18 protein-coding genes are annotated in these 18,297 nt (G+C 64.6%); 13 read left to right on the top strand and 5 right to left on the bottom strand.

Going from position 1 to position 18,297, the window contains the following annotated elements; all coding sequences use genetic code 11:
- Positions 1-97: 97 nt before the first annotated feature.
- Together H7A19_17755 and H7A19_17750 are read left to right on the top strand one after the other, a co-directional pair.
- Complete coding sequence (locus H7A19_17755) at positions 98-544, top strand: Hsp20/alpha crystallin family protein (protein ID MCP5476678.1); 447 nt, start codon at positions 98-100, stop codon at positions 542-544.
- Between the two features lie 184 nt (positions 545-728).
- The gene (locus H7A19_17750) at positions 729-1,637 is read left to right on the top strand and encodes a DnaJ domain-containing protein (protein MCP5476677.1); all 909 of its coding nucleotides are present in this window, start codon (positions 729-731) and stop codon (positions 1,635-1,637) included.
- A gap of 185 nt (positions 1,638-1,822) precedes the next feature.
- On the opposite strand, the gene H7A19_17745 is transcribed toward H7A19_17750, so the two are convergent.
- Positions 1,823-2,188 carry a response regulator gene (locus H7A19_17745; protein ID MCP5476676.1) on the bottom strand — a complete coding sequence of 122 codons (366 nt, stop codon included), beginning with the start codon at positions 2,186-2,188 and terminating at the stop codon, positions 1,823-1,825.
- A gap of 72 nt (positions 2,189-2,260) precedes the next feature.
- Entirely contained in the window at positions 2,261-3,265 is a 1,005-nt protein-coding gene (locus H7A19_17740; GenBank protein MCP5476675.1) for an oxidoreductase, read from the bottom strand.
- Positions 3,266-3,366: 101 nt separating this feature from the next.
- Here H7A19_17740 and H7A19_17735 point away from each other — a divergent pair, with 101 nt between their 5' ends.
- From H7A19_17735 to H7A19_17720, 4 genes are all read left to right on the top strand, one after another.
- Positions 3,367-4,329, top strand: coding sequence for a GNAT family N-acetyltransferase (locus H7A19_17735; GenBank protein ID MCP5476674.1), 963 nt, complete (start codon positions 3,367-3,369; stop codon positions 4,327-4,329).
- Between the two features lie 563 nt (positions 4,330-4,892).
- Positions 4,893-5,378, top strand: coding sequence for a GAF domain-containing protein (locus tag H7A19_17730; protein MCP5476673.1), 486 nt, complete (start codon positions 4,893-4,895; stop codon positions 5,376-5,378).
- Between the two features lie 64 nt (positions 5,379-5,442).
- Entirely contained in the window at positions 5,443-5,835 is a 393-nt protein-coding gene (locus H7A19_17725) for a TfoX/Sxy family protein (GenBank protein MCP5476672.1), read from the top strand.
- Positions 5,836-5,875: 40 nt separating this feature from the next.
- Positions 5,876-6,343, top strand: a complete 468-nt coding sequence (locus H7A19_17720) for a C40 family peptidase (GenBank protein ID MCP5476671.1) — start codon at positions 5,876-5,878, stop codon at positions 6,341-6,343.
- A 272-nt stretch (positions 6,344-6,615) separates the two neighbouring features.
- Here the strand turns inward: H7A19_17720 and H7A19_17715 are convergent, their stop codons facing one another.
- A complete protein-coding gene (locus tag H7A19_17715) occupies positions 6,616-7,161 on the bottom strand; it encodes a hypothetical protein (protein MCP5476670.1) in 546 nt (181 codons plus the stop codon).
- A gap of 320 nt (positions 7,162-7,481) precedes the next feature.
- Between H7A19_17715 and H7A19_17710 the strand changes: the two genes are divergently transcribed.
- Both H7A19_17710 and H7A19_17705 read left to right on the top strand, forming a co-directional pair.
- Entirely contained in the window at positions 7,482-8,489 is a 1,008-nt protein-coding gene (locus tag H7A19_17710; GenBank protein MCP5476669.1) for a class 1 fructose-bisphosphatase, read from the top strand.
- On the top strand, positions 8,486-9,091 hold the full coding sequence (locus H7A19_17705; GenBank protein MCP5476668.1) for a methyltransferase domain-containing protein: 606 nt from the start codon (positions 8,486-8,488) through the stop codon (positions 9,089-9,091). Before H7A19_17710 ends, H7A19_17705 begins: the two co-directional genes overlap by 4 nt.
- A gap of 298 nt (positions 9,092-9,389) precedes the next feature.
- Here the strand turns inward: H7A19_17705 and H7A19_17700 are convergent, their stop codons facing one another.
- Entirely contained in the window at positions 9,390-12,179 is a 2,790-nt protein-coding gene (locus tag H7A19_17700; protein MCP5476667.1) for a TonB-dependent receptor, read from the bottom strand.
- Between the two features lie 767 nt (positions 12,180-12,946).
- On the opposite strand from H7A19_17700, the gene H7A19_17695 reads away from it, so the two are divergent.
- The 5 genes from H7A19_17695 (at position 12,947) to H7A19_17675 (ending at position 16,995) form a co-directional block, all read left to right on the top strand.
- Complete coding sequence (locus H7A19_17695) at positions 12,947-13,462, top strand: sigma-70 family RNA polymerase sigma factor (GenBank protein ID MCP5476666.1); 516 nt, start codon at positions 12,947-12,949, stop codon at positions 13,460-13,462.
- Complete coding sequence (locus tag H7A19_17690; GenBank protein MCP5476665.1) at positions 13,459-14,499, top strand: hypothetical protein; 1,041 nt, start codon at positions 13,459-13,461, stop codon at positions 14,497-14,499. The genes H7A19_17695 and H7A19_17690 overlap by 4 nt, the downstream gene beginning before the upstream one ends.
- Before the next feature lie 33 nt (positions 14,500-14,532).
- Entirely contained in the window at positions 14,533-15,120 is a 588-nt protein-coding gene (locus H7A19_17685; GenBank protein ID MCP5476664.1) for a YigZ family protein, read from the top strand.
- A gap of 391 nt (positions 15,121-15,511) precedes the next feature.
- On the top strand, positions 15,512-15,694 hold the full coding sequence (locus H7A19_17680) for a hypothetical protein (protein ID MCP5476663.1): 183 nt from the start codon (positions 15,512-15,514) through the stop codon (positions 15,692-15,694).
- A gap of 20 nt (positions 15,695-15,714) precedes the next feature.
- On the top strand, positions 15,715-16,995 hold the full coding sequence (locus H7A19_17675; protein ID MCP5476662.1) for an FAD-binding oxidoreductase: 1,281 nt from the start codon (positions 15,715-15,717) through the stop codon (positions 16,993-16,995).
- Between the two features lie 408 nt (positions 16,996-17,403).
- Here H7A19_17675 and rlmB read toward each other — a convergent pair whose 3' ends face one another.
- On the bottom strand, positions 17,404-18,147 hold the full coding sequence (rlmB, locus tag H7A19_17670; GenBank protein ID MCP5476661.1) for a 23S rRNA (guanosine(2251)-2'-O)-methyltransferase RlmB: 744 nt from the start codon (positions 18,145-18,147) through the stop codon (positions 17,404-17,406).
- Between the last annotated feature and the right edge of the window lie 150 nt (positions 18,148-18,297).

The raw sequence follows: 18,297 nt of genomic DNA, 5'->3' as shown, positions 1-18,297 counted from the left end.
TGACGTCCGGCCGCCGGGCTCTTGAAAGCTTCGCCGCGGACCCACATTTATTGGCCATGAGCGACATGTCGTCGCGATCACACTCAAGGAGTTGATCATGGCCATTACCCGTTACAGCCCCTTCAATGTCCCGGCCCACGTGCCCAATGATTTTCGCGAACTGATCGAGAAGTTCTTCAACGGTGAGTCGCAGGATCAGTCCAATGTAGTCACCAGCCAGTGGGCACCGCATGTGGACATCAAGGAAGAGCCAGGCCGCTTCGTGATCCAGGCCGACATCCCCGGTGTCGATCCGAAGGACATCGAAGTGCATATGGAGAAGGGCATCCTCTCGATCAAGGGTGAGCGCAAGCACGAAGCCAAGCAGGAGAACGAGAAGTACACGCGAGTCGAACGTTCGCACGGCGTGTTCTATCGCCGCTTCGCGCTGCCGGACAGTGCCGACGCCGAAGGCATCAGCGCCAATGGCAAGCATGGCGTGCTGGAAATCATCATTCCCAAGCGCCCGGAGACCACGCCGCGCCGGATTGCGATCAATCACTGATCGCGCTCGATTCCGGGCATCATCGGTGCCCGGAATCGGTTCCCTGGACGCAGGCATCGCCAGGACCGGCGCTTCGTGCGCTGGATCCGAATTGTCCGACAGCATCACGCGACGTCGGCCCTGACCGGGTCGGCGTCGCGCATGAGGTAGAACCATCATTGAACTGACTCAGGCCCGATAGTCCATGCGATTCAAGGATTACTACGACGTACTCGGTGTGAAAGCGGACGCGAGCGATGCCGACATCAAGGCCGCCTATCGCAAGCTGGCACGCAAGTACCATCCGGATGTCAGCAAGGAAAAGGACGCCGAGAGTCGCTTCAAGGACATCAATGAAGCCTACGAGGCGCTGCGCGAACCGGAGCGCCGCAAGGCCTACGATCAGGCCAAGGCCAACGGCTTCCGCGCCGGCGACGAGTTCCGCCCCGGTCCGGGCGGCGGCGGCTTCGAATTCGACATGGGCGATGCCGGCAACGGGCAGTTCAGTGATTTCTTCGAATCGCTGTTCGGGCGCATGCGCGGCGGTCGCCCGGGCGCGGGCCCCAGGCGTGGGCACGCCCCGGAATCGGGCGGCGAGATCCGCGCCGAACTGGAGGTCGATCTGGCCACCGCCTACGCCGGCGGCAAGCAGCGTTTCAGTCTGCAGGGCGCCCGCGGCCTGCGCACGCTCGAGGTCAAGATTCCCAAGGGCATCCAGTCGGGGCAGACCATACGTCTGTCCGGCCAGGGCCACGTGGGCCCGGATGGCACACCCGGCGATCTGCTGCTGCAGATCAAGCTGCGTCCGGATGAGCGCTTCGCACTGGAAGGTCGCGACATCACGGTGCAGCTACCGGTCGCGCCGTGGGAAGCAGCGCTGGGCGCACGAGTCGCCGTGCCGACCTTGGGCGGCGAAGTCGAGATGGGAATTCCGGCAGGCTCGCAGAGTGGGCGCCGACTGCGCCTGAAAGGCCGCGGTCTACCCGGCGATCCAGCCGGCGACCAATTCGTGGTGCTGCAGATCCACACGCCGCCCGCACATGGCGACACCGATCGGCAGGCCTACGAAACGCTGCGCGCGCACTTCAGCCAGTTCGATCCGCGCAAGCGCTGAGCGCATTGGGCTGCAGGACGGGTAGCGCGAGTAGCGAGTAGCCCGGACAAGCCGCAGGCGCAACCGGGAACAGCGCTGGAGCCCCCAGGTGCGCTGCGCTTACCTGGGCTACGCTTGACGACATGCGCCCCAGAAACGACTCAGGGCGCCGCAGCGCCCTGAGCCACTCGGGGATTCGGCTTCGGTCAGCGCGGCAGATGTTCGGCGATGGCCTTGATCAGCTGCGCTTCGTTCACCGGCTTGGTGATGTAGCCCTTGGCACCCTGGCGCAATCCCCACACCCGATCGGTTTCCTGATCCTTGGTGGTCACCAGGATCACCGGGATATGGCTGGTGGTTTTCTCACGCGCGATGGTGCGTGTGGCCTGGAAGCCATTGAGGTTGGGCATCACCACGTCCATCAGAATCAGGTCGGGGATATGCGCCTTGGCCATATCCACACCCTGCTGACCATCCTCAGCGGTGATCACTTCATGCCCCTGCCCCTCAACGATGCGCTTGAGCACCAGGAGCTGCGACGGCGAATCGTCCACGATCAAGACCCGAGCCATGTTTACCCCGCTGTTAACTTGCTGCCAACGTCCCGATTCTACCCATACCCAGCGACTCGCGGACAAGTCGCGTCATGACAGATCGCCACCAATCTTGACGATCGTGCGTCCAAGGCCCCCGCCGGACAGCAAAGTTCCGAAAACCGCGGGCAATTCGTCGAGCGCGACCTCCCGGGTCACGATGGCGTCCAGATGCCGTGGACGCCACTCCTGTGCCAGCCGTTGCCATAAATCGGTGCGCACCGGATAGGGTGTGCCCGAGGAGTTGATGCCGAGCAGACTGATGCCGCGAATGATGAAGGGCATGACCGTGGAATGCAGTTCGATGCCGCCGGCCATGCCGCAGCTGGCGATGGAACCCCAGGGACGGATCATGCGCGTCAATCCGGACAGCATTTCGCCGCCGACGTTGTCGACTGCGCCGGCCCAGGTCGCGCTCTCGAGCGGCCGCTGACCCAGATAGAGGCCTTCACGAGCGATGCACTGGCGCGCACCGAGTCGAATCAGGCGATCGAACTGCTCGGCCTTGCCGGTGATGGCGTGTACCTCGAATCCAGCGCGGGTGAAGATGTCGATGGCCAGCATGCCGACACCGCCAGTGGCGCCGGTCACCACGATCGGGCCCAGTTCCGGGCGTTGGCCCACACTGAGCATTCGCCACAGACACAGGGCTGCGGTGAAGCCTGCCGTGCCGATGGCCATGGACTCGCGCAGGCTCAGATTGGCCGGCAGCGGCACCACCCACTGACCGTCGAGGCGCGCATATTCGCTGTAGCCGCCGTCACGGGTTTCCGACAAGCCGGACCCGGTGGTCAGCACTGCATCACCCTCCCGGAAACCCGGATGGCGCGATTCGACCACGTGACCGGCGACGTCAATGCCACCCACCAGCGGAAACTGGCGCAGGATCTTGCCCTGCCCGGTACCGGCCAGCGCATCCTTGTAATTGACGCTGGACCACGCCACTCGGATGGTCACTTCGCCCTCGTTGAGATCGGCCAGCGTCAGCGACTCCAGACCCGCCTTGTGCGGACTGCCGTGGATGCGAAAGGCCTTGAATTGCTCGGGAATGCTCATGATCCCACCCAGCTCGATGGACGGTCTTCAGTCTACACCGGTCGCCAGCAGCCACCGCTCAGCGGTTATCCTTGGGCGGGTCGACAATGCGGAGGCGGACGATGATCGATGGTCGCTATTTCATCGAGCCGGCAGTCTGGTCGGTAGACGCAGACGATCTGAAGGCTGTGCGTACCGAGGTGTTCATCGAAGAACAGAACATCCCCGAAAGCGATGAGTGGGATGACGACGATGCCTTGGCTGACCATGTGCTGGCACGCACCCCGGATGGCAAGCCGATCGGTACCGGACGGTTGACGCTGAGCGGATACGTCGGGCGCATGGCGGTGATCAAGGACTGGCGCGGCCAGGGCGTGGGCGAGGCGCTGTTGCGGCATCTGATCGAGCGCGCCGAGACACGCGGTTTGCGGCATCTGCGAATGCACGCGCAGACCTATGCCATTCCCTTCTACGCGCGTTCCGGGTTCCGGCCAGAAGGCAACGAGTTCATGGAATGCGGCATTCCCCACCAGACCATGGTGCTGGATCTGCCGGAGCCGCAGAGCCTGCCGGTCACCAAGATCAACCCGGTTCTGGCAGCACCACAGTCACAGCGACTGAGCGCCGAGCGCGCCGGCGATCTGCAGGAAGCCACGCTGGCACTGCTGCGTGCCGGGCGCTATCAGCTGTGGATCTACACCCGCGATCTGGAACCGGCGCTCTACCAGCAACCGGAAATCCTCGAAGCCATTCGCCAGATTGCGCTGTCCGGGCGCCGCGCCAACATCCGCATCCTGGTGCAGGACACCGCCCGCGTCGTTCGTGAAGGCCATCGACTGGTGGACCTGGCCCATCGATTGCCCAGCGTGGTCCATCTGCGCAGACCCACCGAGGAAGATCTGCAGTTCGCCGGCGCCTATGTGCTGAACGACACTGGCGGCTATCTCTATCGCAGCTTCGCCGACCGCCATGAGGCCTCCGGCGATCTCTATTACCCGCCCCGCCGTGATGAGCTGCAGCGCCAATTCGACCAGGTTTGGGAGCGCGCGGTGGAGCCGCCGGAGCTGCGGCGACTGGCGTTGTAGCGGGGCGAGGGGCGAGGGGCGAGGGGCACGGGGCACGGGGCACGGGGCACGGGGCACGGGGCACGGGGCACGGGGCACGGGGCACGGGAAAAGGCTACGCTGCATGCAACAGCCAGGTAGGTCACGTTGGCCGCGCAGCGGGCTACGTGACGCACGCTGCCCCGCCAGGGCGACCAGCCACCACTGAGGCGGGATGCGACCAGAAGCGGGACGCAGAGGTCGCAAAGAAAAAGCAGAAAGAACGCGAAGGAAGGCAAAGGCTTCCACAGGATATTCTTCATGTCCTTTCTGCTTTTCCTTCGCGTTCTTCGCGTCCTGCTCTTTGCTCGGTGCCCGGACGCGAACCGTACGGTCCTGTGGGTTCAGACTGGTCTGGACGCTTTTCGACACCGGGCGAAGAGCGTCCAGACAAGTCTGGACCTACACAGCCCGAAGCCCGCAGCCTTTCCCGTTCCCCATGCCCCGTTCCCCCTGCCTCTTCCCCCGAGCCCCGCGATCGCACTGTCGCCGCGCATCAAGCATCATGTGGCGATCAAGTCTGCCCTGAAGATGCCTATCAACCCATGTTTGAAATGAACACTGCTCCTGCGGCCAGCAAGGCCGAGTTGTACGCCAGTCTTGCCGAACAGGCGGGCTACCTGATGACCGGCGAACCTGATCGCATTGCCAATGCCGCCAATTTTTCGGCGCTGCTGTATCACGCTCTGCCGGATGTGAACTGGGTGGGCTTCTATTTCTTTGACGGCACCGAGTTGGTGGTCGGGCCCTTCCAGGGCAAGCCGGCCTGCGTCCGGATCGCGCTCGGCCGCGGGGTCTGCGGCACCGCGGCACAGACGCGGGAAACGCAACGGGTGGCCGATGTGCATGCTTTTCCCGGACACATCGCCTGCGATGCGGCTTCGCGCTCGGAGGTGGTAGTGCCGCTGGTGCTGGGCAACACCCTGCTCGGCGTGCTCGACATCGACAGCCCCTCGCCGGACCGATTCGACGCCGAAGATCAAAGCGGGCTTGAGCAACTGGCACAGGTTTTTTTGAACGCTTGCGCGTGAGCGTTGTCTGAACGAGTGGACGGGGCAGCACCAGCCCTGCCGATTCACCCATGGAGGAGGAGTCATGCCACCGAGCGAAAAGATCCGCAATGTCGGCCCCAAGAGCGCCGCCTGGTTGCGCCAGATTGGAATTCGCACGGAAGAGGATCTGCGCAAGTTCGGCGCAGTGGAAGCCTATCGTCGCGTGAAACTGGCTGGATTCAAGCCCACGCTCAATCTGCTGTATTCGATGGCTGGCGCCGAGGACGACTGCCACTGGACCCAGCTCAGCGAGGAGCGCAAGGCGGCGCTGGTGCTGGCGTCGGACTCGATCACCGAGGAAATGAATGCCCGCAAGCTGGCCAAGCGCATGGGCCAGACCCACGCAGGTACTGGCATGGTCGACAAGGCGCTGGGTGTTTCCGAACCGGTCGACAGTGAAGCACCTGCGCAAGGCAGCAGTGAGCACGAGGACTGAGTCCGGGCGCCGCGGCGCGGCGCTGGCGCTGTGCGGGTGGATGCTGCTGCTGGTCGGATGCGCCAGCGGCCCGGGCAGTCGACCCCAACCTGCTGCACCCAGCGCGTCAGCCAATCCGAGCGTCAGGGGCAACAGCGCCGACGTCGCGTTTCGCGCCATTGGTCTGGTCGGCACACCCTATCGCACCGCGGGCGCCGATCCGGGCGTTGGCTTCGACTGCTCCGGCTTCGTCCAGTACGTCTATCGTGACGCTACCGGTGTGCAGTTGCCGCGCAATACCCAGGGTCAACTTGCGCTCAAGATCCCGGTCTCCCGGCGCTCGTTGCAGACCGGCGATCTGGTCTTCTTCAATACCAGCGGACGCGGCGTTTCCCACGTCGGCATCTACGTGGGCGAAGGCCGATTCGTGCACGCCCCCAACCACGGCGGCCGGGTGCGCCTGGACCAACTGGATGATGGCTATTGGAGCAGTCGCTACCTCGGGGCGCGACGCGTGCTCGGGCGCTAGACGCTGCGCATCGGCAAGGCACAAGCCCAGCCAGAGCAGCGGAGCAAGCTCCGCTCTACCAGAGCTTTGGTGTACCGGGCTCTGGTAGTACCGAGCTTGCTCGGCAGGGGTTGCGGCTCCTTGGCCGGGACGCAGGAGCACAAGCCCAGCCAGAGCAGCGGAGCAAGCTCCGCTCTACCAGAGCTTTGGTGTACCGGGCTCTGGTAGTGCCGAGCTTGCTCGGCAGGGGTTGCGGCTCCTTGGCCGGGCTCGGCCCGCAGCCTTGGCCCAGGCTACTTGTGCTTCGGCGACTCGCCCGTGACAGCGGCCAGCGTCGCCATCAGCACGTCCACCAGCTCTCTCAAGCCCTGCACCTGATGCTGCCGCGCACCGGTGATGTGAATGGTCTTCAGCTTGCGGGTACGCAGCCAGATGCGCAGATGCTCGACATCAAAGGCTGCCGGATACAGATGCAGCCAGGGCTTGCGATAGCGACCAGCCCAGCGCTGCGCGACCAGGGCGCGGCCGTAGAGCTGGGCGTCGGGGGTGATCAGCACGCTGACATCGGCCGCCCGCACATTCCATTTCAGCGCCTGCGAGGGGTGTCGGGTAGGCGTGGCCAGAAAACTGTCGCCGGGATTGCGGGTGCCGCTGGGGACGAAGCCGGCGGTGGCCAGGCCGAGTCGCCCGGCCTGTTCCAATGCCATCGCTTCAACCCCGTCGCTGCGCGCGGTCACCAGGGTCGGGGCACGACCGTTGCTGCCCAGGGTCAGACTGACGCGACGCTTCTTGCGACGGGATTTCGATGAGGGCTTGCGCGGGCGGGTGGCTGCTTTCATGCGCGGATGATGCCTGAGCACGGCCTTGGTGGTGCTCCGATCTCGACCCGAAGGCTTGCTGGCTCCGAGCGTGGGGCTTTGGGCGTCACCGTGTCAGGTAGCTCGCTGCGCTCCCAACGTGACCTACTTGCTGCTTCGAGCATGGGGCTGTCGGCTTCACCGTGTCACGTAGCTCGCTGCGCTCCCAAGGTGACCTACTTGCGGCTTCGAGTGTTTGGCTTTCGGCCATCCGCCCTGCCGGCGCCCCAATTGGCGGTTACATTGGCGTGCGCAAGACGCCAGAATCTCGGCCCGGTCATTCATTGCTACCGGAGCCGCCGATGAAACCGATTTCGCTGACGCGCTTTCTGATCGAGGAACAGCGTGAACAGGGCCGCATCAACTCGGATCTGCGACTGTTGATCGAGGTCGTCGCCCGGGCCTGCAAGGCCATCTCCATCGCCGTCGGCAAGGGTGCACTGGGCGGGGTGCTGGGCAGCGCCCACAGCGAGAACATCCAGGGCGAAGTGCAGAAGAAGCTGGATGTGCTGTCGAACGAGATCCTGCTGGAAGCCAATGAATGGGGCGGCCATCTGGCGGCGATTGCCTCGGAGGAGATGGAACACCCGCACGCGATTCCGCATCGCTATCCCAAGGGCGAATATCTGCTGCTGTTCGATCCGCTCGACGGCAGCTCGAACATCGACGTCAACATCTCGGTAGGCACCATCTTCTCGGTGCTGCGCTGCCCCGAAGGCGTCAAGGAGCCCACCGAAGCCGACTTTTTGCAGCCAGGTACCAAGCAGCTGGCCGCCGGCTATGCCGTCTATGGCCCGAGCACGATTCTGGTGCTGACCACGGGCTCGGGCGTGCACAGCTTCACGCTGGATCGCGAGGTCGGCTCCTTCGTGCTGACCGAGCGCAACCTCCAGATTCCGGTCGAGACCCAGGAGTTCGCCATCAACATGTCGAACATCCGCCACTGGGAGCCACCGATGAAGCGCTACATCGAGGAACTGCTGGCCGGCAAGACCGGTCCACGCGGCAAGGATTTCAACATGCGCTGGGTGGCGAGCATGGTCGCCGATGTGCACCGGATCATGACCCGGGGCGGCATCTTCATCTACCCGCGTGATCTGAAACAGCCGCTGACGCCCGGCAAGTTGCGGCTGATGTACGAGGCCAATCCGATGGCCTTCATCGTCGAGCAGGCTGGCGGCGCTGCCAGCACCGGCGAACAGCGCATGCTGGAGGTGCAACCAACGTCCCTGCATCAGCGTGTGCCGGTGTTTCTCGGTTCGAAGGCCGAGGTCGAGCGCGTCAGTGCCTACCATGGCGAGGTCGAATGAACGGCGAGCAGGATGCGCTCAGCGCCGGCTGGGCACAGCGCTATCGCGATGAACAGATCGGCTGGGATCGAGGCGCGCCAAGCCCGGCGCTGGAGCACTGGATCAGCGCCGGCGCAATCCAGCAGGGCGACTGGCTGATTCCCGGATGTGGTCAAGGCTGGGAAGTGGACCGTCTGGCCGGCCTTGGCTGCCGAGTGACGGCCATCGACATCGTGCCTGTGGCGCTGGCGCGAGTGCGCGCACGCCTCGATGCGCTGCAGTTGCAGGCCCGGCTGATCGAAGCCGATGTGCTCGGCTGGACGCCGGACGCGCCTTTCGACGGCATCTACGAGCAAACCTGTTTGTGCGCGCTGCATCCATCCTCATGGGCCGCCTACGAGACGCAACTGCATCGCTGCTTGCGCCCGGGTGGCTCGCTGCTGGCCCTCTTCATGCAAACAGGTCGCGCGGGCGGCCCGCCCTTCGATTCGCCACTGGCGCTCATGCGTGAACTCTTTGCACCATCACGCTGGGAATGGCCACAGGAGACTCCGCAACGCTGGCCGCATCCCAGCGGACTGCATGAGTTGGCGGTCAGACTGAGGCGACTCGACACGGCGTAGGTACTGGCGCCGGCTTTGGCAACTCGGGCAGGTCCATCGGGCCGACGGGATCTACCGGTGCACGCTTCGTCTGGTGGCGCCTGTCATCGGCCGACCCAGTTCCGGCCGGTCCGGGGCGACCGGCCGGTTCTGGAGCCCCCTGGGGAATGAACGCGGCCCGGGGACGAAGGCCGCGTTGGGATTCTGCTTGTCTGTGGGAGCGGCTTCAGCCGCGATCGCCGGTTCGCCGATTTCAACCAGACTGATCGCGGACAAAGTCCGCTCCCACAGGGTTGCAGGTGTCGCCCGCAGCTACTGGTCAACGGAACTTGTATTCCACCCCCAGATAGAACGATCGACCACGCGGATCGGTGTAGGTGGGGTCATAGCTGGCGATGAAGTAATAGGCCTGGTTCGAGAACGGCGGATCCTCGTCGAAGACATTGAGCACGCCGGCACGCACGCGCAGCTGCTCGTTGACCTTGTAGCTGCCGGTCAGATCCCACAGCGAGTAGGCCTTGACGTCTCTGGACGGCAGCCGTGAATCGCTGACCGGATCGTAAGTGGTGTTCTGGTCGCGATAGCTGGAGGAATAGTTGTTGGCAAAGGTCAGGCCCAGCGGACCGCTGTCCCAGTTGAAGGCGATGCGATGGCGCCAGCGCTGGATCACCTGATCGTTGAGGAAGCGCCCGAGGTTGCTGCGATAGGGTTCCAGCGGACCGAACTGGCGTTCGTACTTGGTGATCAGCGTGCCGGTGAAATCGACACTGAAAGTGCCGTAGTCGGTTTCACCTGTGCTGAGACGGCTGCTGATGTCGAAACCGGAGGTCTTGAGCTTGCCCTGGTTTTCCTTGCGCAGGATGATGTTGCTGATGAAGCCGTCTTCGTCGCGCTCGATGTAAAGACCGTTGTAGAGCTCCGGGCTCTCGATGATGATCTGCTCGCCGAGCGTGCTGATCACGTCCTTCTTCTGCAGATACCAGTATTCCAGTCCGATATTGAAGGTCTCGCTGGGCTCGTAGACGGTGCCGAGGGAGAACTGCCGCGAGCGCTCCGGATCCAGGTCTGGATTGCTCTGCCGCTCCACCGGCCACTGATCGGTGCAGAAGTCGATGCTGCCTTCGACATCGGCACACTGCGGATCGGTGATCAGACTGGAGGTCACGCCGAAGACGGTGGGTCGGTGCAGATCGTTCAGCGAGGGCGCCCGAAAACCGGTGCCGGCCGAGCCACGGACGATCAGGTCCTCGCGCGGCTGCCAGCGCACGCCGAATTTGGGATTGAAGGTGGAGCCGACTTCCTCGTAGTCGTCGAAACGCAGCGCCGCCTGCAGTTCCAGGGTCTCGCTGACCGGCGCATTCAGTTCGGCATAGGCCGAAGCGACATTGCGACTGTCGTTACTGGGCAGAATGTCGGAGGGGTCACCAGGGCCGAGCGAGCTGTCGCGATCGCCGGCGATATTGTTGCTGAGCAGCAGCGCCGAGGGCGTGAAACGCTGCGATTCGCGGCGCAACTCACCGCCCAGCGCCAGACCGATATCGCCGCCGTCGAGCTCGCCGAGCGCGCGGGTGAAATTGAAATCGAAACTCTCGCTGACACCCTTGGACTTGCGCGCGTCGTCGTTGATGGTGATGTCGTCGAGCAGGGCCTGTCCCTGGGCCGAGGACGGACCGAAGGGATTGATCAGGCCGGACCGCACCGCGGCATCGAACTCGTCGAAGAGCACATAGCCATCCACGTAGCTGTCGGTGGCCTTGTTCTCGCTGCGCACCAGACCCAGGCTGTAATCCCAATCACCGGCGATGCCTTCGGCACCGAGCACGATGCGGCTGCCTTCGCTGGTGACCTCATTGGTGCGATTGCCGGCCTCGCTCATGCGCAGGCGGATGCCGCTGAAGGTGCTCGGCAGTCCCGGCGCCGACAGGGCGCTGCGGTAGGGCTCGGGCAGCACCGAAATCGGCAGGTTGCGGATGCGCTGCGGGTTCGGACTCAAGCGATAGGTGGTCTTCGCCTGAGTGTAGGACAGTTCGGCAAACAACCGATGGCCATCAGCCACTTCGACCGCGGCGCGGCCCATGAAGCCGATCTTGTCCGAGTCCGGGTAGATCTCGGTGTCCTTCATGTAATCGTAGCTGCAGGCCACCGGACCGCCCGGACCCTCCGGGGCATACACCGTCGCGGGCGGATTGCACTCGGGAGAGCTCGGGTTGATGCGCGTGCGGGTGGTGCCCGGCGCCAGCAAGCCGGCGGCGATCAGCGCATTGCGCTGCGCCGAATTGATGTCGATGTTGGCCGGATAGGTGTTGCTGGACATCAGCGCCGGCAGCAACTCTGCCAGCGGCCGCTCGCGGATGAAATCACGCTGGCTGGAGCGCAGAGCGCCGAGATGCTGCACATCGAGCACGCCGAAGACGTTGTAGCGGTCTTCGCTCATGTCGCCGAAGCCGGCGCTGATGGTGGCGGTCTGCTTGTCGGCGCCGCCTTCCTGGGTATCGGCCCCGAGCAGGCTGAGATCAATGCCCTGGTAGTCGCTGCGGGTGATGAAGTTGATGACACCACCGATGGCGTCGGAGCCGTAGAGCGCCGAGGCGCCATCTTTCAGCACTTCCACCCTTTCGATGGCGCCAGCCGGAATGTTGTTGAGATCGACACCGGCTTCGTCACCGGGCGAGGCGAAGTTGGCCAGACGTCGGCCGTTGAGCAGGATCAGCGTGCTCGACACACCCACGCCGCGCAGGTTGGCGCCATTGAAGCCGCGCTGGCCGGAGGTGCCGTCAGTGATGCTGGCGCCATCGGCGAGCGGCGCCGTGTTCGCGGTCAGAGTCTTGACCATTTCTGCCGCCGTGGTCACGCCGCGGGTCTCGATCTCCTCGCGGGTGATGATCTCGATCGGCAGGGCGGTTTCGCCGTCGATACGCTTGATGCGCGAACCGGTGACGAACACCGTGTCCATCTCCGCCGCCTTGGCGGCGATCTCGGCATCACCGCTGCTCTGGGCTACCGCCAGGCCGGCAGGCAGCAACAGTGCCTGGGTCAAGGCCAGGCGCAACAGGGTCTGTCTGAGCGGGAGTTCGCCACGGCGGGAGCGGCGCGAGCTGCGAATGGTCATGGAGTAGGTCCTGAAGTGCGAAATCGGCAGTCTGGTGAGGGCCGAACCCAGGCAACGGCCGGCTCGGAGGCGGACTGTACGCACCTCGAACCCAGCCGCCAGTGGCCACCACCTCAGGCGTCGCCCTGCGGCAACTTGCTGTCGCTTGGAGGCAAGATTGGGGCACGAGGGCACGAGGGCACGAGGGCACGAGAAAAGGCGACGGACCTGGGGGCTCTTGTGGGTCCAGACTTGCCTATACGCTCCTGGCGAGTTGGAAGGAAAGCGTCCGGACAAGTCCGGACCCACAACAGCGGGCTTCATTGCGAGCCACCTGTTTCGGCCCGAAACTACCCACGGGCCATGAACCCCCCGGCGTCATTGCGACCCCGGACTTGATCCGGGGGAAGCAATCCAGGGGCGTGCGGCGCTACCCTGGATTGCTTCGTCGCTACGCTTCTCGCAATGACGCATCAACACCTTACGATATGGGTTCATGGAGAGGAGCGCCGCGACGAAGCAATCCAGTGCTCTTGGAATCGTGGATCTGGATTGCTTCGTCACTACGTTCCTCGCAATGACGCCAGCACTTGGCCCGATCGCCTATATCCCTCATTCCCCCATCTCCCCTTTTCCTTTTTCCTTTTTCCTGCCCCCGCAACCCCATTCGCCGCTTCGGCGCGTTGACAGGGACATGAAGCTCTCACTCACTCACGCGCTTGGGCTATCGTCGCCGGGTGACAACACCCGGGCCAGCCGTGGATCACGACGACAGCGACGAAAACCTGATGTTGCGCTATGCAGCTGGCGAGGCCGCGGCCTTCGACCTGCTGTACGGGCGCTATCGGGTGCGATTGCTGCGCTATCTGGTGCGCCTGACCGGGCAGGCTGCCGTGGCTGAAGAGCTCTATCAGGACACCTGGAGCCGGGTCATCGACGCCCGCGCCCGCTATGAGCCCAGCGCGCGCTTTGCCGCCTGGCTGTTCCGCATCGCCCACCATCTGGCCATCGATCATCTGCGGCGATCCCGGCCCACGGTGAGCGCCGACGAAGTGCTGATCGCCTTTCCCGGCCTGCCGGAAGACGATCCGGCGCTGGCTCTGGACCAGTCGCAACAGATGCAGCGACTGTCGGATCTGGTGGACGCGCTGCCTGAAGAGCAACGCGCGGTGCTGTTGATGCGGGCCGAAGGCGACCTCACTCTGGAGGAGATCGCCAGCAGTGTCGGCACTGGCCGTGAAACGATCAAATCGCGCCTGCGCTATGCGCTGGCCAAGCTGCGGGAAGGATTGAGAGGGTCATGAGCGGGAATACGCGCTTCGAGCGCCTGGAAAACGAGATCGTCGATGCTCTGCGCAGTGCCCCCGGCGCAGAGCCTTCGGCCGATCTCGACGCCCGCATACTGGCCCGCGCTCATGCCGCTGTCGCCAAGGCTGGGCCGCGGCGCAGCCAACCCCCCTGGATGGGTCTGGCAGCAGGCGTCGTGGTACTGGTCGGCAGCGGACTGGCGCTTCGTATCTGGCAGCAGCTCGAGCACGAACCCAATCGCCTGGACGCGCCGCCGGCCGTGAGCGCGCCAGCACCGATGGCGGCCGACCAGGTCGCCGATGACCACTTCGAGCCCCGCGCCGAAAAACGGTCTGTCGAGCACGCAGGTTTCGCCGATGGATCAAGCCTGGATTCGGAGGCCGCGGCCAGTCCAAGTGCTCCCGCCAAGCCGGCTGCACAGCAAGCTCAGCTCCTGTCGCCGGCGCCGCAGACACCACCGACAGCCGCTTCGGGGCCAACGCCCGCAGCCAAAGCCGATGATCGTGCGCGTCGCGATGCCCAACCCTTCCCGGCCGAGGCTGCACCGAAGGCGGCGGCAGTGCGCCAGCAGGAAACGGTCGGCCAGATCGTTGCACCTGCGCCGACGCGTGGACCTCGGGCCGAACCGGTAACGGCCCAGAAGCTGGCGCCGGCGCCAGCCTCGGCAGCGCCCGCGCCCTACCCCGTGGCGAAGGAAGCGATGGCGCCTGTAGCCAAGCGCGAAGGCCTGAGCAAGGAGCTTCAACCGGAACGGGACGCGAGTGCTGGCGCAGCCAGCCTGCGCATGCCCGCCGCGCTCAGCGGTGGCCGCGACAATGCCGCGAGCAACCAGCTTTCGGGCGCCACCGATGCACCCGCCGTCATGGCGGACGAGGCCATCAACGCCTTCGACAGCATCGTCGACGAGGCGCGCGAGGCCCTGAAGCGCGGCGACATGGATCGCGCCCGGCAACTGATCCAGACGCTGCGCCAGGATTATCCACAACGCGAGTTACCACAGGATCTGCGCTTTGTGGATGACGCCAACCATTGATGCCCTGCGCTACGGACCCGCCGGAACCGCCTCATGAGCGCAACGCTGGTCGGATACGCGACGCACGAGGAACTGATCCAGAAGAGTCGATTCCTCGCACGCGCCTGGCCCATCCTCAGCGTTGACGAGGCTCAGGCCCACGTCGAACAGTGCGCGCGCGAAGACGCCAGTCACCACTGCTACGCCTGGCGCAACGGTCAGCAGTACCGCTTCCACGACGCCAACGAACCTTCCGGCACCGCTGGCAGGCCGATCCTGCAGGCCATCGACGGCCAGGATCTGGATGGCGTGCTGGTGGTCGTGACCCGCTGGTTTGGCGGTATCAAGCTCGGTGCCGGTGGTCTGGTTCGCGCCTATGGCGGCGTTGCCGCCGAATGCCTGCGTCAGGCCGAGCGCCGCGAACTGATCGAGATGCAGACCTTGAGCATCGCCCTGCCCTTCGCCCACGAAAGCGTGCTGCGCCAGATTGCCGGCGAATGCGCAGGCCTCATCAGCGCCGAGCACTACGACAGCCAGGGCTTCTCCTGCCAGCTCACGCTACCCTCCAGCCGCGCCGGCGAATGTCGGCAACGCCTGCAGGACGCCACCCGCGGCCAGGCCCGGATCAGCCCGCCCTTGTAGGAGCGACCTCGCGTCGCGACCGTTGTCGCGCAGCGGTGGCAAAGACCGGGAAGCGCAGAGTGCTGTTGCCAGAAGCGTAACGCAGAGGGCGCAGAGAAGCGCCGAGAACGCGGAGAAAAGCAAAGCAAATCTAGAGACGCTTCTCTCTGCGTTCTCCGCGGCCCTCAGCGTTCTCCGCGTTGGAGCACGTGCCCACCAGTCAGCACGAAGGTCTGATGGCGTCTTGCCCCATTTGGTCACGGTCGCGCCGCAAGGGCGCTCCTACCCAGGAGCCCGCTTTTCGTAGGAGCGACCTTGCGACGCGACCGCCGTCATCCATCCCTCTTCACAGCATCTTGAAATTTGCCGGCGCCGGCGCATCTCACTGGCCATCACCCACACTGGTTCGTGTATGAAACTGCCCACCTGGCTGTCGAAGATTCTGGTGACCGTGCTCAGCGCCTCGCTGGTGCTTGGATTGGCGGTCGGCGGTACCTGGCTCATCCGTCATCCCATGCCGCAGGTCAACCTGATGCCGGTCGCCATGGTCGTCGGCCTTGCCAGTCTGGTGTACGGCGCGCGCAACAAGAGCTGACAAAGCGGCATCATGTGCCAATGAAGATCGGCACCTACTATCAAGCGACACGACGAGAACCTGCGGAACATCAGCCATTGCTGAGCGACACGCGCGCGAGCGTGGTGGTGGTTGGCGGTGGCTATGCAGGTCTGGCCACGGCATTGGGTCTGGCCGAGCGCGGCGTCAGCGATGTGCTGCTGTTGGAATCCGAGTCCATAGGCTTTGGCGCCAGTGGCCGCAACGGTGGCTTTGTCTTCGGCGGGTACTCGCTGGGCGAAGCTTCGCTGCGGGCCGAGGTCGGCGCCGACACCGCGCAGTGGATGTATGGATTGACGCGGACCGCGGTCAGCACCATCCGCGCCCGCATAGATCGCTATGCCATTCAGTGTGATCCGGTCGACGCCGGCGTCATATGGGCCAACTGGTTCAAGGACCCGTCACTGCTGACCGAACGGCAAGCGCTGCTGCGCGAGCACTTCGGCGTGAACTGGAGCACGCTGAGTCCAGAACAACTGCGCGCCCAGCTGAATACGCCGCGTTACCACGGCGGCTTGTTCGAGGCCGAGGCCTTTCATGTACACCCGCTCAACCTGGCGCTGGGCATGGCCCGGGCCGCGCAGGGCGGCGGCGTGCGCGTGCATGGCGCCAGCCCGGTGACCCGAATCGAAAAGACCGGCGCCGGCTGGCGCGTGCATTGCCTGGGCGGTGCGATAGACACAGACACGGTCGTCGTCGCTGGTGGCGGCTATCTGGGCAGGCTGGTGCCGGCCCTGCAGCGAGCGCTGTTGCCGATCGCCACCTATGTAGCGGTGACCGAGCCTCTGGGCGATCGCCTCGACGAATCGATCCGCACCCGCGCCGCGGTCTACGACACCCGCTTCGCTTTCGACTACTACCGCGCCCTGCCCGACACCCGCCTGCTCTGGGGCGGACGAATTTCGATCCTGAATCGATCCCCGCAGGCCGTAGCGCACCTGCTGAAGGCCGATATCAAGCGGGTCTATCCGCAGCTGGGCGAGTTCGAGGTCGACTACGCCTGGAGCGGTTTGATGAGTTACGCCCGCCATGAAATGCCACAACTCGGCATGCTGGAGCCCGGACTCTGGTACGCCCAGGCCTTCGGCGGACATGGCGTCGCCACCACGACCGCCATGGGCGAGCTACTGGCACAGGGTATCGCCGGAGAAAACGAGGACTGGCGGCGCTTCAGCCCCTTCGGTCTGAGCCGAACCTGGCGCCCCTTCGGCTTCCTCGGCGCCCAGGCGACCTACAGCTGGCTGCAGGCGCGGGATTCGTGGAAGGATTGGCGCGAGCGGTGAGGCGGTTGTCGGTTGTTGGTTGTTGGTTGTTGGTTGTTGGTTGTTGGTTGTTGGTTGTTGGTTGTTGGTTGTTGGTTGTTGGTTGTTGGTTGTTGGTTGTTGGTTGTTGGTTGTTGGTTGTTGGTTGTTGGTTGTTGGTTGCTGGTTGCTGGTTGTTGGTTGTTAGCACACCCTGCCGAGCAAGCTCGGCACTACAACAGCCTCGAACACCGCGGCTCTGGTAGAGCGGAGCTTGCTCCGCTGCTTCTGCTTGGCTTGTGCTTCTGTCAGCGCGCTGCCGGGAACAGCCGCACACCCTGCCGAGCAAGCTCGGCACTACCAAAGCCTCGAACACCGCGGCTCTGGTAGAGCGGAGCTTGCTCCGCTGCTTCTACCCACAACCGACAACCGACAACCACCAACCAGGCCTCAGCCGCGCTGACGCACGGCCTCGAACAGGAATACGCCGGCGGCCACGCTGACGTTGAGGCTTTCCACGCCCGGTGCGATCGGGATCTTCCAGAGGAAGTCACAGGTCTTGCGGGTGAGTTCGCGCAGACCGTCGCCTTCGCTGCCCATGACAATGGCCAGCGGACCCTTCAGATCGGATTGATAGACCGTGTCGCTCGCCTCACCGGCGGCGCCGGCCACCCAGACTCCGGCCTTTTTCAGGCGCTCCAGTGCCCGCGCCAGATTGGTCACACGCACCAAAGGCAGGCGTGCGGCCATGCCGGCCGAGGCGCGCATGACCGTCGGCGTCAGACCCACGGCACGATCCTTGGGCACCACCACGGCCATCGCCCCGGCCGCCGCCGCGGTGCGGATGCAGGCTCCAAGATTGTGCGGATCCTGCACACCATCGAGCACCAGGATCAAGGCTGGCGTCGCCGACTTTTCCACCAGCGCGATCAGATCCGATTCGTCCAGCGCCTCCGGCAGGCGCCAGCGCGCCGCGATGCCCTGATGGCGGTCGCTGGCAACGCGCTTGTCCAGCTGTGCCCGCGGGCTGCTCTGCACCGCAATGCCGAGCTTGCGCAGCCGCGCCACCAGCGCCTCGACCCGCGGACTGCGCTTGCCGTCCTCGACCAGCGCTTCGAGAATGCGCGTGGGATCAGCATCCAGCTGCGCCTCCAGTGCATTCGGGCCGAGCAGCCAATCCGTATCAACCGACATGAAAACCTCCTAGTAGGTCATTTGCCGCGGAAAGCCCAAGTCGACCATCGTCCTCACAAAGAGACGTCGCTAGCCGGCTGCCGGAAGCCGAACGCTGAGAACGCAAAGGGGCACTGAGAACGCGGAGAAAAGCATTCCGGGCTGGCAGCG

The sequence above is a fragment of the Rhodanobacteraceae bacterium genome (assembly GCA_024234055.1).
In the GTDB taxonomy this organism is placed as follows: Bacteria; Pseudomonadota; Gammaproteobacteria; order Xanthomonadales; family SZUA-5; genus JADKFD01.
The sequence above is the reverse complement of the archived record's forward strand: the minus strand, read 5'-3'. Positions and strand labels throughout refer to the sequence as shown.

Coding starts and splice junctions, on each gene's coding strand:
- H7A19_17755 (MCP5476678.1), top strand. CDS start 98: ATGGCCATTACCCGTTACAGCCCCTTCAATGTCCCGGCCCACGTGCCC.
- H7A19_17750 (MCP5476677.1), top strand. CDS start 729: ATGCGATTCAAGGATTACTACGACGTACTCGGTGTGAAAGCGGACGCG.
- H7A19_17745 (MCP5476676.1), bottom strand. CDS start 2,188: ATGGCTCGGGTCTTGATCGTGGACGATTCGCCGTCGCAGCTCCTGGTG.
- H7A19_17740 (MCP5476675.1), bottom strand. CDS start 3,265: ATGAGCATTCCCGAGCAATTCAAGGCCTTTCGCATCCACGGCAGTCCG.
- H7A19_17735 (MCP5476674.1), top strand. CDS start 3,367: ATGATCGATGGTCGCTATTTCATCGAGCCGGCAGTCTGGTCGGTAGAC.
- H7A19_17730 (MCP5476673.1), top strand. CDS start 4,893: ATGTTTGAAATGAACACTGCTCCTGCGGCCAGCAAGGCCGAGTTGTAC.
- H7A19_17725 (MCP5476672.1), top strand. CDS start 5,443: ATGCCACCGAGCGAAAAGATCCGCAATGTCGGCCCCAAGAGCGCCGCC.
- H7A19_17720 (MCP5476671.1), top strand. CDS start 5,876: ATGCTGCTGCTGGTCGGATGCGCCAGCGGCCCGGGCAGTCGACCCCAA.
- H7A19_17715 (MCP5476670.1), bottom strand. CDS start 7,161: ATGAAAGCAGCCACCCGCCCGCGCAAGCCCTCATCGAAATCCCGTCGC.
- H7A19_17710 (MCP5476669.1), top strand. CDS start 7,482: ATGAAACCGATTTCGCTGACGCGCTTTCTGATCGAGGAACAGCGTGAA.
- H7A19_17705 (MCP5476668.1), top strand. CDS start 8,486: ATGAACGGCGAGCAGGATGCGCTCAGCGCCGGCTGGGCACAGCGCTAT.
- H7A19_17700 (MCP5476667.1), bottom strand. CDS start 12,179: ATGACCATTCGCAGCTCGCGCCGCTCCCGCCGTGGCGAACTCCCGCTC.
- H7A19_17695 (MCP5476666.1), top strand. CDS start 12,947: ATGTTGCGCTATGCAGCTGGCGAGGCCGCGGCCTTCGACCTGCTGTAC.
- H7A19_17690 (MCP5476665.1), top strand. CDS start 13,459: ATGAGCGGGAATACGCGCTTCGAGCGCCTGGAAAACGAGATCGTCGAT.
- H7A19_17685 (MCP5476664.1), top strand. CDS start 14,533: ATGAGCGCAACGCTGGTCGGATACGCGACGCACGAGGAACTGATCCAG.
- H7A19_17680 (MCP5476663.1), top strand. CDS start 15,512: ATGAAACTGCCCACCTGGCTGTCGAAGATTCTGGTGACCGTGCTCAGC.
- H7A19_17675 (MCP5476662.1), top strand. CDS start 15,715: ATGAAGATCGGCACCTACTATCAAGCGACACGACGAGAACCTGCGGAA.
- rlmB (MCP5476661.1), bottom strand. CDS start 18,147: ATGTCGGTTGATACGGATTGGCTGCTCGGCCCGAATGCACTGGAGGCG.